The organism is Desulfosarcina widdelii, assembly GCF_009688965.1.
Taxonomy (GTDB): domain Bacteria; phylum Desulfobacterota; class Desulfobacteria; order Desulfobacterales; family Desulfosarcinaceae; genus Desulfosarcina; species Desulfosarcina widdelii.
This window is the reverse complement of sequence record NZ_AP021875.1, coordinates 1,257,850-1,272,863: the sequence shown is the minus strand read 5'-3', so window position 1 is coordinate 1,272,863 and position 15,014 is coordinate 1,257,850. Positions and strand designations below refer to the sequence as shown.

Here is a 15,014-nt window from a genome sequence, read left to right as displayed (position 1 = left end):
TAGGTGAAATTGGAAACAAGCAGTCGCTGCTATCGAGTGGACCGAAGCCGGATCAGCTTCGTCAAGTTCATTCTCGAAGCCTACGACAACGTGGCCGTGCTGTCCACCGTGGATGCCCGTCGTGGACTGGTACAGCTTCGTATTGCACCAGGCTGTGAAACGCTTGTGGACGGCATCGTGGCCGATCTTTCCCGTGAGTTCGAAATGACCGTGGTCGATGACGCCGCTGCCACGGTTTTGGCAGAGTCGGAGCACTGCGCCTGTGACGCAGGAAAAAAAGGATCGAATTCGGATTAGAAGGGTTTTTCGTCAGACATGAAAGTGAAACGGCTTTATATCAATACCATCGGCTGCCAGATGAACGTTTACGATGCCGGCCAGATTGCCGGTGTTCTGGCGCCATTGGGATATACGCAAACCGATGCCATAGAATCGGCGGACATGGTCGTTGTCAACACCTGCACCATCCGGGAGAAAGCCGAGCAGAAAGCCTTCAGTTTTCTCGGGCGCCTGGCAAAAATCAAGGCCGCCAGGCCTTCGCTGATCGTCGCCATGGGCGGGTGCGTGGCCCAGCAGGAAGGCGAGGCGGTATTAAAGCGCATGCCCCATGTGGACCTGGTTTTCGGCACCCATGCCATTTTTCGTCTGCCGGAGATGGTCCGACGCATCGAGTCTTCGCACTGTCGCATCGTGGATGTCCGTCTGTCGGAAACCATCGAAACGGATCGGCCGGTCGACGGACCCCTTAACGAAGGCCAGGTCTCGGCGTTTGTCACCATCATGCGCGGCTGCGACAATTACTGCACCTATTGCGTGGTGCCTCACGTTCGCGGCCGGGAGGCCAGCCGCCACCCGGACCGCATCATAGAAGAGATTCGCATGCGCGTGGACCGGGGAATCCGCGAAGTGACCCTGCTGGGGCAGAACGTGAACAGCTATGGGAACAAGGAGGGGCTTTGCAGCTTCGCCGAGCTGCTGGAGCGGGTAAACGCCATCGAAGGATTGGGACGGATTCGATTTACGACCTCGCACCCCAAAGACTTATCCGATGAACTGATTCAGGCTTTCGGGAAACTGGACAAACTGTGCCGCCATATTCATCTGCCAGTGCAGTCCGGCGACGACGACATCCTCAGCCGCATGAACCGCAGGTATTCGAGTTCGGCTTACCTGGAAAAACTTGCACGGCTCAGACAGGTCTGTCCGGACATCGCCGTTACTTCGGATTTTATCGTGGGCTTTCCCGGCGAAACCGACAGGCAGTTTCAGCGGACCCTGGAACTGATCGAAGCCGTTCGCTACGACGGGCTTTTCGCCTTTATGTACTCAGACCGGCCCAACGCGCCGGCGGCCAAGTTTTCCGGCAAGGTTTCCGAAAGCGTAAAAAAAGAGCGGCTTCAGGCGCTGCTGGATCTGCAGCAGACCATTACCCGGGAAAAACACGAAGCCATGGTGGGCCGGGTCCGCACCGTGCTGGTCGAAGGACCCAGTCGGGGCCTTGACGATTCGACCGGCGCAGGCGGCAGTCCCAAGATACGGTGGAGCGGTCGGGCCTCGTCCAACCATATCGTCCATTTCAGCGCCTCGGACGCACATTCGGCAAACAAAGAAATATTGACAGGGGAGTTTGCGGATATCATGATAGAAGGAGCTTACGCCCACTCGCTGTGGGGCCGACGCGTCCAGGGATCGATGGGCGCCGAACCGTAAAAAGGAGAACCCGATTTTGCTGCATAAGGTTAACATCGCAGGCCTGGCCATGGACCCGGCATCCAATACCCCGATCATCCTTCTCAAAACCGAGGAGGGGGAGAAAACCCTTCCCATCTGGATCGGTTTGCTGGAGGCCACTTCCATTGCGTCGGCCCTGCAGGACATTCAGTTCGACCGCCCCATGACCCACGACCTGTTCAAAAATCTGACTCAGATGTTGAACATTCAGATCAATCGGGTGGATATCTGCGACCTGCGGGACAACACTTTTTTCGCCGAAATCCATTTTGCCTCCGAAGAAAAATCGTTCACCATGGATGCCCGGCCCAGCGACGCCATTGCCCTGGCCCTGAGATACCAGGCGCCGATTTTTGTGGACGACCGCGTGATCGAAAAGTCCCAGCTCGGACAGGAACCCGGAGAAGCGCTTGACGAAAGCGAGGAAGGGAAAAAGTGGGCCGAGTATCTTGAAAAGCTTTCCCCTGAAGATTTTGGCAAGTACAAAGTTTAAGTAAAAGCCCCTGATCGACAACGCGAAAAAACACAGCAGGCCCGACGGTAAAGCGCCGGGCCTGATCTGTTTTTTGGCAGCGGTGAACCCGTTGGCATGGGCTGCAACGACACTGAATCGAAATTTCCAGAAATACAAGTGGTTTACCACATATGGTGGTTTTTTGTGGGAAGAACTACCAGATGGTGTTGACACAAGTCTTCGATTGAGGTATCAGATCCACAACTGCAAGACATTCTTCCCAGGTGAATTTCATGTGCAAAGTTTTGGTGATCGATGACGAGGGGATGATCCGCAATCTCGTCAAACAAGCCCTCCAAATGTTGGACTACGCCGTGGAGACGGCGCAGGACGGAATGGCCGGCATCGCCAAATTCGATACGGACCGTTACGATCTTGTCATTACGGACGTCTGCATGCCCGAGGCGGACGGTCACCAGGTCGTGAACCACATCAGAAATTCGGAGCACAGGGGAACGCCGGTGATCGGGATGTCTGGCACCCCCTGGAACCTGAACAATCATCGTTTCGACGAGGTGCTGTCCAAACCTTTCGGCATCGACCAACTCATGAAAACCACCAGATCGTTAACTGCCGGCCGGTGCCAACCCGGCTCGTCCTACGTTGCAGCCCTTTCCGAAGATTCCGTCAAACCGAGGCTCAGCACTTAAACCGACCATTTTCGTAAATCGTCTCTCGACGGCCATCTTGCAGATGGGCCACGACGCGTTTTTTCTCCGTGTTGACCAGATCCCAATGAAGCGCCGAGTCGTTGAACCCCAGGCGGGTCTTGAGCGCTTTGGTGAGCGTCTTGCCGTCGCCGCTGAAGGTGTCCGCATAGCTGGCACCCAGCGCCACGTGGCAGTTTCCCCAGCGCCCCCCGTAATTCTCGTCGAACAGCGTGTTGGCCATGAACCGATCGATCTTGGAAAAGCGTTTGTCGGTCAGGGAGAATTCGCCGAGACGCGAGGCACCGCGGTCCATCTTCAACTGTTTTTTGACGAAGTCGACCCCTTCATCGGCCCGGATGTCGACGGCAACGCCCTTTTTAAACTCCAGACGTACCCTGCGGACCAGGTTGCCGCTTCGGTAGGAAGGCTGATCCGCATAATAGGTTCCACTGGTGCCGCGCCAATCGGGCGAGACAAAAAGTTCGAAACTGGGGATGTTGTGCCCCGAGATGCCGATCCATTGCCGCTGCTTTCCCGGGGTGATTTTCAGGTCGACGTTGGCGGATTCGACCTGGTAGTGTTTGACGTCCATGCCGTTGAGCCAGCGTTTGATGGAGGCGGCATTTTTAAAAACGGTTTTCCATTGTGCCACGGGATCGCGCCGGTTTAAAAAGCAGGCCTTTACAATTTGCTTGGCGTAGTCCGCTTCGTCCAGACCGGCATGGCGGGCCAGTTCGGCCGTAGGCAGCATGCAGAGGGTCCAGCCAAATTCACCGGCCTGTTCGCGCTGGTCGAGGATATCCCGAAGGTGCTTTTTGGACAGGGTGAAGCGACCGATTTTTTTGGGATCGATGGCGCTCAGATGGGTGATCGATGCCGGGGCGTGCAGAAAAATGGAGCCGTTGAGGCTGCGGTAGAGCGCCTCTTCTCCCGGTGGATCGAAGACTAGCTGATTGCGATTGGCCTGCTGGAAAAAATTTTTTTCCATCAAGGGGGTCGGGTTCAGGCGGCGAACCGGATTCATTCCCATCTCCAGCAAGCGGCTTTCAAGAATTTCGGCCAGACGGACGGCGTCCAGGTTGAAGCGCACCAGGACCACATCGCCTTTTTTAAAGGGTTGGTTGCGTGCCGTTTTCAGCCCCCACAGCAGGACTTCGGCGTAACGTTCCAGTTGGGTCTCGTTGAGCATACACCCTCCATTTTTGAACAGCGTCGTAAAAAGCCCGGTACCTGCGTTACGCTTCGTGCCTCGTCAATACGGAGTAGCTATAATTACGTCTCCGTTCCTCGGGACTCGCAATCCTTGATCTCGAACTTTTTACGACGCTGTTAATGATCGGTTTTAAGAAAGTAGCGATGATACTCCGGTTCACTGAGATGCTTTCGCAAAAGGCCCGACAGCAAATCGAAAATTGCCTGACGATCTTCGTCGGTCAGGCGCTTTCGCAAAACGGCCATCAAATCGTCATCGGAAAATTTTTGAAGATAGTAAATCACTGTATCGCTGTCGGACTCGCGGTTGAGCCCGAATCCTACGAATCCGTCAAATTCTTCGATAAAGCGGTGCGAATGGCTGTTCATATATTTCACCTGCCAGGGTATTGGAAAAGATGCTTGCACAATAAATGAAATGCAAGACCGGGTCAATACGATGGCCAACCGGAGCGCCCAACGCCGACCTGCAATCCGACAAAAACCCATTTGTTTGGAGACCCGTAAAAAGTCCACTGTTAGGCCCGGTGCGCTGCCGAACGATAGCCAACGACGCCCGCATATGGAAAAACACCGGTTTTGGGCTTGATGTCAATCGCCCTTTTAGTTTATAGAAGAGTAAATTCATTGAGCATTCAACAAGTTTATTCAACCGGGTGCCGCACGGGATGGAGGCACGAATATGAAGTGGAAAGACACGGAAAGCGCAAACGGTAAAGATCCGGACACGAACGATCCCTACTACGAGAATGACGGCTACGCGTCGTTCAAGGAAAAAGGAGGCCCTAAAGCGACTATTCTATCCGGCAATCCGGTTCGCTATTTGTACTGGGGGCTGGGCATCGCCGTCGTCGCCGGTGTGGTCCTGCTGGTGGTGCTGCTGTTTTCCAACATCAACGAGTCCGCCGATCTGACCCGTATCAAAGAGATGGAAGAAACCATCCAGAAATTAGAGCAACGGCTGAGCAAGTACGAAGGCATTGACGAAAAAGTCACCCGAATATGGGAACAGGCCAAAGCTTTCGAAAAATTCAAGACCCGCTTCGATCGCTCCGAGGCTTCCATGTCCCTGAGAATGGACCATCTGGCCATGAGCCTGGATGCGCTGCAGAAAAAAACCGATGAAACGCTCGCAAAAGTGGATGCTCTTGAAAAACAGCCGGCTAAAAAAGTCGTTGCCGCCAAACCGGCGGCCGGTGGAAAAGGGACCGTCAAGATCCACACCGTGGTTGCCGGAGACACCCTGTTCAGCATCAGCCGGCGCTATAACCTGCCCGTCGATAAACTCAAAGCGCTCAATAAACTGTCCGAAGGGGCGGTGATCCATGTCGGACAGAAGCTGACCGTAAGTGCACCGGCCGAATAAAAAGCCAACGTTTGGCTTGTAATCAGGAAATATAGCGTGCCTTTATGAACGATTATTTTGCCCGTTTCACGAACGCTCCAGCAAGTTTTAAAAAAGGCTTTACAATGCTGGTCGTCGCCTGGGCGATCCACCCGATCTATATTTATGCCTTCTTTTTTTTCAATCAGGCGGTTACTCAGGCGGAAGGCGTCATTTTACGGATGGCGGTCGTCAGCGGATGCCTGGCTTTGCTTTTGTTCCTTATCAAAAAATGGGCCAGGGCCCTGGTGGTGATGGGCAACTGCTTCATCGTCGTTTACGATATCTTTGTCCTTGCAATTTCACCTTCAAACAAAGTGCTGAGCCTCCTGTGTGTCGGCGTGGTGTTGTTTGCGATTTTCGGCACCTACTGGCTCTTTGCGAAAGATTCGCGCACGTATTTCAGCCAGGTCAATCCAAAAGATGAATCGAAAGATCCTTTGGATCCAAAGGCAGGTTCCGACCTTCCAAAATGATGGCATCGGTTGCAACCCATAAAAAATCGGGATGCAAGGGTCAATCGAGGAAAGTGGGCATAGAAAAGAAGGGCTAATTAAAGAGCATATGCTATGTTGGAGGAGTCATGGGAAGACCTAGAAAAGATCGTTTGGTGGCGGTTAATCCGAAAATCAGCTATTTCAAACCACGGGGCATCCCCATGGTTGACCTTTCCGAGGTATGCATTACTGTGGATGAACGGGAAGCGTTGCGTCTGGCAGATTTAGATGGCCTGTCGCACGAAGAATCCGGGCAGTGCATGGGCGTTTCGAGGGCCACTTTCGGTCGCATTCTGCACAAGGCGCGCCAGACCGTGGCCAATGCCCTGATCAATGGCAAGGCCATTAAAATAGACGGCGGAAACTATAAAATGGTGAAAGAGAAACGCCGGTTCGCCTGCCGTAAATGCCAGTACCAATGGGAAGAGCCCTTGGGAACAGGGCGCCCGGAAGCATGCCCGGAATGTGGTATGGATGACTTCTACCGCTTTTTGAGCGAAGAATAAAAATACAGTCGGCCCGATACCGTAAATTTCGACGGGCTGGACCCGTTCGAGCGATTATCTGCAAGGTTGAAATGAAGGCGGACGCCTGACTGCACAACGAGAGGATCGGTTCAAGGATACCATGGTACAGATTCAAAGCAGCATGGACTCGGCCAAAAAACAGGCCAATCCACAAGAAGAAAGAGACAAAGAAATCAAGAGCACCTTAGGGCGCATCAAACATAAATTCATCGTCATGAGCGGCAAAGGCGGCGTCGGAAAAACCAGCACCTCGGTGAATCTATCCCTGGCGCTGTCGGAACTGGGACATCGTGTGGGCATTATGGATGTCGATCTTCACGGGCCGGATATACCCAGGATGCTGGGACTGTCCGGAATGCTGGACCTAGGCCCCAATCGTAAACTCAACCCTATGCCCTATTCGAAGAACCTGAGTGCGGTTTCCATCGAATCCCTGACGCCTTCCAAGGACGATGCCATTATCTGGCGTGGTCCCGTAAAATTTTCCGCTATTCAGCAGTTCATCGGCGACGTGGAGTGGGGAGACCTGGATTTTCTGCTGATCGATTCCCCGCCGGGAACCGGCGACGAACCGTTGACCGTGGCCCAGACCATTGCCGAAGCCAAAGCCATCATCGTCACAACGCCCCAGGAAGTGTCCCTGGCCGATGTCAGAAAATCCATCAGTTTCTGCAAAACCGTCAAGATGGAAATCTTCGGGCTGATCGAAAACATGAGCGGGTTCGCATGCCCGCACTGCCAGTCAGTGATCGAACTTTTTGGATCCGGGGGCGGCGAGAAAACTGCTGCGGCCGCCGGGATTCCCTTCCTGGGAAGAATTCCCTTCGACACACGGGTGGTCGAATGCGGCGATGCCGGGGTGTCTTACCGCAAGCAGCACGGAGAGACGCCGGTATCCAAGGCTTTTGACGACATTGCCAAACAAATGGCCCGACTGGTCCAAGCCTGACGACTTTAAAAAAACGCCCGATATTCGGAAATGGGTTGCCGGCGCGGTTGGATGCCGTGCCGGCATCCGGAACATAGGCTGCAAGACAGCTGTTATATTGCCCGCCAACCCTTTCGAAGTTCATAACATCCCTGAATAAAATGATATCACTTTCTCCATCGGTTGACATCGATGGGCGTTGGTGATTTAATCGATATAATTATCCGCAGTCGCCTTCAGTTGGTTGTCCAATACAGACGAAACGACGGCCCAAGCTTCCAAGCGTCAGGGACGGTTTAAAGGATGAACCGATGAAACAGGGCATTTTCCGTTTTCTTTCCAGCATGCCTCATTTCTCATTTCTCACCAAGGAAGAAATGGATCGGATCGTTTCCGAATCCGAACTTGTCAAGCTTCCCAGAGGCCATCTGGTTGCCGAACAGGACAAAACAAAAGTCGAGAATGTGCTGGTGATCATGAGAGGCCAGCTCTCTCTTTATCAGGACGAGCAGGGCAAGCCCGAATTGACCGGTTATATCAAGCAGGGAGAGGTCTTTGGCGGGATTACCGTCATGCTCAATTCCGGCATCTCTCTGCGGACGGCAAAAGCCGATACCGAGGTGCACTGCATTTCGATACCCAGCACCGTCATCATGGACACCTGTACGCAAAACAAGGCCTTTTACGAGTATTTTTTAGCCAATTTCAGCCATAACATTTTCGACAAATCCCTGGATGCTATAACGCGTGTTGTCCAGGCACGCCTTTTTTTGTCCGGCATCGACCCCTTCTCATTTTTGCCGGAAGAGGAAATCGACAACGCCGCCCGTTCGCTTTCCACCATTTCCCATCGTCGGGGAACCGTTCTTTTCGTTCAGGGAAAGACGCGGGTCGGATACCTCTATATCCTGAAAAAAGGTGCCGCAGAACGATATTATGAGGAAAAGGGTGAGAAACGGTTGCGGGAATATCTCGCCGAAGGAGACATCTACGGCGGAATTTCAATGCTGCTGAACGACGGCATCTCGCTTCGAACCATCGAGGTGGTGGAAGACTCGGTTTTCCACATTTTGCCCAGTCAGGTGTTTCTGGATATCTGTAAACGATACAGCGCGTTTTCGGATTTTTTTTCGGACACCTTCGGCAAACGGATGCTCAGCCGATCCTATGCCGCAATTATCGCCAAAACCCTTCGGCCCGAAGAGGACAGCCTTCAATTTTTCAACCAGCCCCTGTCCCAGATATATTCTCGAAATCCCTTGTTTTGCGATGCGGACACCTCCATCCGGGATGCCGCCGCAACCATGGCACGGGCGAAAAGCAGCTATGCCTTCATTCGTTCAAAAAAACCGGAACAGGTCGGGATTGTCACCGAAGAGGACTTTACTCGAAAGGTAATTGCCCGCGGGTATCCCATCGAAAAGCCGGTCGGCACCATCATGTCGGCCCCCCTTAAAACCATTTCCGAAAAAGCCATGGTGTTCGAAGCCATGATGGCCATGATGGAGCAGAACTTCCAGCATGTGGGCGTCGTCGATTCGAATGATCGGGTTGTCGGAATGCTGTCCAACAAAGATATTCTTGCCTATCAGGGGCAGTCGCCGCTGTTTTTGCTTCGCGAAATCAAGATTGCGTCCGGCATCGATCAAATCACCGAAAAATACCGGCAACTGCCCGGCCTGGTGCGCAGCCTGATTCACAGCGGTGCGACTGCCAATAACGTTACCCATTTTATCACCACGGTTTCCGACTCGATCTTGAATAAGCTTATGGCCATGACCCTGGACGAATTGGGACCGCCGCCGCTTCCCTTCGTTTTCATGATCATGGGCAGCGAAGGACGCCAGGAGCAGACCCTGAAAACCGATCAGGACAATGCCATTGTCTACCGTGACCCGGAACCGGCCATGGCGCAGAAAGCCGAAGACTATTTTCATCAATTCGGCACCATCGCCTGCACCTTGCTCAACCAGGTGGGCTACGATTTTTGTACCGGAGGGGTGATGGCTAAAAATCCCCAATGGTGCCAACCGCTTTCCCAATGGAAACTTTATTTCCAGGACTGGATTCATGCCGCGGAGGCCGAAGATCTCCTTCAGGCCAGCATTTTTTTCGACTTCCGGCATGGATATGGAGAAGAATCGCTGATTAGCGAACTGCGTCAGCATTTGTTTCGTTCGTTGGAAGGGTGGTCCGGGTTTTTCAGGCACATGACTGAAAACGCCCTTCAGTTCAAGCCGCCGCTAGGTTTCTTCCGGAATTTCGTGGTCGAATCCAAAGGAAGGCATCGAAATGCCCTGGACATCAAAAGCGCCATGACACCCATTGTCGATTTTGCCCGGATTTATGCCTTGAAAAACGGTATCGAAGAGACCAATACCCTTGCCAGACTCGATCAGTTGCGTCTGAGAAAGGTCCTCTCTTCCCAGGAATATGAGGAAATGGAAAAGGCCTACAGTTTTCTCATGCAGTTGCGTTTCGTCAGGCAGATTACCGCGGTCATGGATGAAGCCGCAAAGCCGGACAACTACATCAATCCCAAAAAACTGACCCATATCGAGCAGACCATGCTAAAGGAGATCTTCAAACGGGTGGAGAAATTTCAGGCCAAGATGAATTTTGAATTTATCGGCATTGCCTGATCGGATGTGACTGTCGAAAGGAAACCATCGAACCGGAAAGCGGCATCTTACGAGACCATCAATTTTATGAGATCAGTAAAAGAGCGTTCAGTCGATTCTTCGGAAATGCGCAAGGATGAGTTGAAGCAGGAGATCAACCGGTTGAGGCGACTGCTTGATGAGCGTCAGAAAGAGTTGGATTCGTTGGCCAAATTTACACGGCGCATCGCGGATAATGCACCGGACATGATTTGGGCCAAAGATATGGACAACCGTTATCTGTTCGCCAACCGGGCGATTTGCGAAAGGCTGCTGATGTGCAGTCACCCGGAAGCGGCCATCGGAAAAAAAGATATCTATTTCGCCGAGTGCGAGAGGGCCAAAGGGCAGCGGCATACCTTCGGAGAGATCTGTATCGATTCGGACGAGGTCGTAAAAACTGAAAACAGGGCCATGCGCTTCGTTGAAGACGGGTTGGTCCGCGGACAGTATCTGGTTCTGGATGTTCACAAGGCGCCGCTTCTTGACGAATCGGGCCGGATGATCGGTACGGTCGGCTGCGGCCGGGACATCACACGGGAACGGGAGATTCAAAAAGACCTGGAAGAAAGCCGCGCCAGCCAGAAATTGCTGATGGAAACCGCCTCCGATTTCGCTGTGTTCCGGCTGCAGATCAATCCGGTTCGTCCTCGTGGCGCCAAGGTTGTCTTTCTCAGCCCCTCAGCCAGAGACATTGCCGGCATCACCCAACCACAACAGGTGGATCAATGGTTTCGGGTTCATCCGGACGATGTCAAAGCCCTGCGATATGCTTTCGTCAAAGGATTTACGGGTTTCAAGTTCAATCAGCGGTTCAGGGTCTGGCGCGCCGATCAGGCCCGGTGGCGTTGGCTCCATATTATTGCGACAGCTGTCGACCAGGATGACGGCCGGTTCGCCAACGGTATCATGTTCGATATCACCGAACAGGTGGAAAGCAATGAAGCCCTGGCAGCCAAGGGCAGGGAACTGGAGAGCAGGACGGACAGCCTGTCCGAGGTGAACACCGCTTTGAAAGTGCTGCTGAAAAAAAGAGACGAGGACCGCAAGATCCTGGAAGACAAGGTTTTATACAACGTCAAATCCCTGATTCGCCCCTATTTGAACAAGTTGAAAACCAGTGGGATCAACTCCAAACAGAACGCCTATCTCAAGATTCTGGAATCCAACCTCGATGAAATCGTTTCACCGCTCAGCCGTGCCCTGTCTTTCGACTACCTGGGGTTTACCCCCACCGAAATCAAAGTGGCCAGTATGGTCAAACAGGGCCGCAAAGCCAAAGAGATCGCAGATCTGATGGGTATTTCCACCCGTACGGTGGAAGGCTACCGTTACGCCATCCGGGAACGGCTCGGAATCAAAGGGAAAAAAGTCAACCTGCGAACTTATCTGCTTTCGCTGCAGTAAAAACGGAGGTCGGATGTCCGATAACGGAGGTCGGATAATTACAATCTGAAGAACGGAGGCGATGCGTCGCCATCCGCCCTCCGTTTTCTGTCTTCTGCCCTCCGACCTCAGTCCTCCGATCAGCGGAGAATACCGAGATACCAGTGGACGATGGGGTCGCCGAAAAAAAGATAGATGACGGCTCCCATGGACAGAAATGGACCGAAAGGGATGGCCAGCTTCATTCCTTTTCCGGATCGGACCATGGCCAGAATACCGATCAGGGTGCCGATGGCCGAGGCGGCGAACAGGGTGAACAAAATGCCCTGCCAGCCGATAAAGGCGCCGATCATGGCCAGCAGTTTGATATCGCCGCCGCCCATGCCCTCCCTGCCTGTCGCCAGTTGATACCCCCAGGCCACGGCAAAAAGAGAGCCGCCACCGGCCAGGATACCGATGGCGCTGGATCGCCAGGTCAGGTCGGTGACGGCAATTGCGGCGATAAAGAAAATCGGTATCCCCGGCAGGGAGATGGTGTCGGGAATGATGCGGTGGTCCAGGTCGATGAAAGCAACGGTAATCAACACAGCGATAAAGGCAAAGGCCGCCAGCGCTTGCCAGGTGGGGCCGAAAAAGAAGATGCAGGCTGCGGCGAACAGCCCGGTCAGCAATTCCACCAACGGGTAGCGGACGGCGATGGATGCACCGCATGTGCGGCATTTTCCCCTGAGCAGCAGCCAGCTGAGGATGGGGATGTTGTCGTAAAAGGCGATCTCGGTTTTGCATCGCGGGCAGCTCGAACCGGGGCGAACGATGGACGCGCCCACCGGTATGCGGTAAATGCATACGTTGAGGAAGCTGCCGATGCAGGCACCGAAAACGAAAGCCGTAATGATTAGAAACGTAGTGGGTATCATAAGGTTCCATCTTCTAAAAGAAGCCGGCACCCATTGTCAAAGAAAAATTACGTCTTATTATTAACCATTTTGCGGTGACGGCAGCTAAAAGTCGGCGCTTTGTACAAGAGTGAGTTAAGTACCATCATCAGGAGCCAGAATGGGTGAAACAGATAAAGACGATCTGATCAGTATCATCGAAGAAGACGATCCCGAGGCGGCTATACCAACGATCCTGCCCATGATGCCGCTCAGGGACGTGGTCGTATTTACGGATATGTTGCTGCCGCTTTTCGTAGGGCGGGAAAAGTCGGTCAACGCCATTGAAGAGTCCATCGCCAAAGACCGCTACCTGTTCGTTGCCACACAGTTCGATCCGGGCATCGAAAAACCGAAAACCGACCAGATCTATCGGATCGGTACAGTCAGTCGCATTCTGCGCATGCTCAAGCTGCCGGACGGACGTGTCAAGGCGTTGGTGCAGGGCATCGCCAAAGCCAAAATCGTCAAGTACGTGCGCAAACGCTCCGTTTTCAGGGTAAAAATCGAAATCATCGAAGAACCGGATTTATCCGAAATCGATCTGGAAACCGAAGCGTTGATGCGCAACGTCCGGGAATACTCGGAAAAGATTCTCACCTTGCGCGGGGAATTCACCAACGAAGTTGGGTCCATTCTCGAAAGCATCGACGATCCCGGCCGGTTGGCAGACCTGGTGGCTTCCAACCTTCGTCTGAAGATCGAAGAGGCCCAGGAAATCATCGAAATTATCGATCCGTTCCAGCGACTGAAGAAAGTCAATGACCTTTTGTTCCGGGAAGTGGAGCTTTCTTCCATGCAGGCCAAGATTCAGTCCGAGGTCAAGGACGAGATTTCCAAAAGCCAGAAGGACTATTTCCTGCGCGAACAGGTTCGGGCCATCCATAAGGAACTGGGGGAACTGGACGAGCGCACCCAGGAGATCGAGGAATACAAGGCCAAGATCAAACGCGCCAAAATGAGCCGGGAGGCCAAAGAAGAGGCCGACAAGCAGCTTCGACGGCTGGAGCAGATGCATCCCGATTCCGCGGAATCCTCGGTCGTGCGGACCTATCTGGACTGGATGGTGGAACTGCCCTGGAGCAAGTCCACCACGGATGTGATCGACATCAAAAAGGCCAAATCGGTCCTGGACCAGGACCACTACGGCCTGAACAAGATCAAAGACCGCATTCTGGAATACTTGAGCGTGCGCAAGCTCAATCCGAAAACCAAAGGCCCCATCCTCTGCTTCGTCGGCCCTCCCGGCGTGGGCAAAACTTCCCTGGGCCGGGCCATCGCCAACGCCATGAAACGAAAATTCGTTCGCATTTCTTTAGGCGGCATTCGCGACGAAGCGGAAATCAGGGGCCACCGCCGTACATACATCGGGGCCCTTCCTGGAAGGATTATCCAGGGGTTGAAACAGGCCGGCTCCAACAACCCGGTATTCATGATGGACGAGATCGACAAGCTGGGCGCCGATTTTCGGGGGGACCCCTCGTCGGCCCTGTTAGAGGCGCTGGACCCCGAGCAGAATGCCGAGTTCAGCGACCATTATCTCAATCTTTGCTTCGATCTTTCCAAAGTCATGTTCATCCTGACGGCCAACATTTCGGATACCATCCCATCGGCGCTGTTGGACCGCATGGAGGTGATCAACCTTTCCGGCTATACCGAAAGCGAAAAGAAAATTATTGCCACTACCCACCTGATTCCGCGCCAGATCAAGGAAAACGGGATCAAGTCGCGGCAGATCCGCTTCAGTGAACAGGCCGTGGTCCAGGTGATCAACGAATACACGTCCGAAGCGGGATTGCGCAACCTCGAACGCGAACTGGGCAGCCTGTGCCGCAAGGTGGCCCGCCGCATCGCCGAAGGGGAGAAAGGACCTTTTCAGATCACCCGGCGATCCTTGGAAAAGTATCTGGGCCCGCCCAGGTATTACCCGGAGATGGACAAGGAACACAGCCAGGTGGGACTTTCCACGGGGCTGGCCTGGACCCAGGTCGGGGGCGAAGTGCTTTACGTGGAAGCGTCGCTGATCAACGGGAAAGGGGAGATGATTCTTACCGGTCAGTTGGGTGAGGTCATGCAGGAGTCCGCCCGGGCCGCCCTGAGTTACGCCCGGGCCAACGTCAATCTGTTCAGGGTTAAGGATCGGCTTTTCGACAGTCGGGATATTCATATCCACGTACCGGCCGGCGCGATCCCCAAGGACGGCCCTTCGGCCGGGATCGCCATGGCCACGGCCCTGATTTCGGCGCTTACCGGACGGCCGGTCAGCAAAGACGTCGCCATGACCGGGGAGATCACCCTGCGGGGGCGGGTGCTGCCCATCGGGGGGTTGAAGGAAAAGGCCCTGGGCGCCCTTCGGGCAGGAATCCGTACCGTCATCATTCCCCAGAAGAACAAGAAGGATCTGGCCGACATTCCCGTAAATGTAAAACGCAAGCTCAAGTTCGTTCCCGTGCAAAACATGGATGAGGTGCTGGCCATCGCCTTAGAGGACCTACCGTCCAAAAATGGGCCGAAAAAAAAGCCCAAACCCAAAATTAAGACCGGGGCCAGGAAAAAGCCCATGGTTAACCGGCGGCCATGAATATAAACT

Annotated in this window: 14 protein-coding genes; 11 read left to right on the top strand and 3 right to left on the bottom strand. The window is 53.7% G+C overall.

Features of this window, described 5'->3' with window-relative positions:
- Positions 1-9: 9 nt before the first annotated feature.
- The 4 genes from GN111_RS05920 (at position 10) to GN111_RS05905 (ending at position 2,895) form a co-directional block, all read left to right on the top strand.
- Entirely contained in the window at positions 10-297 is a 288-nt protein-coding gene (locus GN111_RS05920) for a DUF4911 domain-containing protein (protein WP_231715684.1), read from the top strand.
- 18 nt (positions 298-315) lie between these two features.
- Positions 316-1,710, top strand: coding sequence for a tRNA (N6-isopentenyl adenosine(37)-C2)-methylthiotransferase MiaB (miaB, locus tag GN111_RS05915; RefSeq protein WP_155302868.1), 1,395 nt, complete (start codon positions 316-318; stop codon positions 1,708-1,710).
- A 16-nt stretch (positions 1,711-1,726) separates the two neighbouring features.
- Complete coding sequence (locus tag GN111_RS05910; RefSeq protein WP_155302867.1) at positions 1,727-2,224, top strand: bifunctional nuclease family protein; 498 nt, start codon at positions 1,727-1,729, stop codon at positions 2,222-2,224.
- Between the two features lie 254 nt (positions 2,225-2,478).
- Entirely contained in the window at positions 2,479-2,895 is a 417-nt protein-coding gene (locus GN111_RS05905) for a response regulator (RefSeq protein ID WP_155302866.1), read from the top strand.
- Here the strand turns inward: GN111_RS05905 and GN111_RS05900 are convergent.
- Both GN111_RS05900 and GN111_RS33325 read right to left on the bottom strand, forming a co-directional pair.
- Positions 2,885-4,084, bottom strand: a complete 1,200-nt coding sequence (locus GN111_RS05900; RefSeq protein WP_155302865.1) for an aminopeptidase — start codon at positions 4,082-4,084, stop codon at positions 2,885-2,887. The genes GN111_RS05905 and GN111_RS05900 overlap by 11 nt on opposite strands.
- Before the next feature lie 140 nt (positions 4,085-4,224).
- Positions 4,225-4,476: a cytoplasmic protein gene (locus tag GN111_RS33325; protein WP_170302153.1), complete on the bottom strand. Its 252-nt coding sequence runs from the start codon at positions 4,474-4,476 to the stop codon at positions 4,225-4,227.
- Between the two features lie 313 nt (positions 4,477-4,789).
- Here GN111_RS33325 and GN111_RS05890 point away from each other — a divergent pair, with 313 nt between their 5' ends.
- The 6 genes from GN111_RS05890 to GN111_RS05865 all read left to right on the top strand — a co-directional run bounded on the left by GN111_RS05890 (position 4,790) and on the right by GN111_RS05865 (position 11,510).
- Positions 4,790-5,473, top strand: a complete 684-nt coding sequence (locus GN111_RS05890) for a LysM peptidoglycan-binding domain-containing protein (RefSeq protein ID WP_155302864.1) — start codon at positions 4,790-4,792, stop codon at positions 5,471-5,473.
- Positions 5,474-5,517: 44 nt separating this feature from the next.
- Entirely contained in the window at positions 5,518-5,967 is a 450-nt protein-coding gene (locus GN111_RS05885; protein ID WP_155302863.1) for a hypothetical protein, read from the top strand.
- A 107-nt stretch (positions 5,968-6,074) separates the two neighbouring features.
- Positions 6,075-6,494: a DUF134 domain-containing protein gene (locus GN111_RS05880; RefSeq protein ID WP_155302862.1), complete on the top strand. Its 420-nt coding sequence runs from the start codon at positions 6,075-6,077 to the stop codon at positions 6,492-6,494.
- Between the two features lie 121 nt (positions 6,495-6,615).
- Positions 6,616-7,464, top strand: a complete 849-nt coding sequence (locus tag GN111_RS05875; protein ID WP_231715683.1) for an Mrp/NBP35 family ATP-binding protein — start codon at positions 6,616-6,618, stop codon at positions 7,462-7,464.
- A gap of 290 nt (positions 7,465-7,754) precedes the next feature.
- Complete coding sequence (locus GN111_RS05870; RefSeq protein ID WP_155302861.1) at positions 7,755-10,085, top strand: putative nucleotidyltransferase substrate binding domain-containing protein; 2,331 nt, start codon at positions 7,755-7,757, stop codon at positions 10,083-10,085.
- A gap of 66 nt (positions 10,086-10,151) precedes the next feature.
- Positions 10,152-11,510: a PAS domain-containing protein gene (locus GN111_RS05865; RefSeq protein WP_155302860.1), complete on the top strand. Its 1,359-nt coding sequence runs from the start codon at positions 10,152-10,154 to the stop codon at positions 11,508-11,510.
- A gap of 119 nt (positions 11,511-11,629) precedes the next feature.
- Here GN111_RS05865 and GN111_RS05860 read toward each other — a convergent pair whose 3' ends face one another.
- Positions 11,630-12,406 (bottom strand): prepilin peptidase, encoded by a 777-nt coding sequence (locus tag GN111_RS05860; RefSeq protein ID WP_155302859.1) that lies wholly within the window; start codon positions 12,404-12,406, stop codon positions 11,630-11,632.
- Between the two features lie 139 nt (positions 12,407-12,545).
- Between GN111_RS05860 and lon the strand changes: the two genes are divergently transcribed.
- Positions 12,546-15,005 carry an endopeptidase La gene (gene lon / locus GN111_RS05855; protein ID WP_155302858.1) on the top strand — a complete coding sequence of 820 codons (2,460 nt, stop codon included), beginning with the start codon at positions 12,546-12,548 and terminating at the stop codon, positions 15,003-15,005.
- The last annotated feature ends 9 nt before the right edge of the window (positions 15,006-15,014 follow it).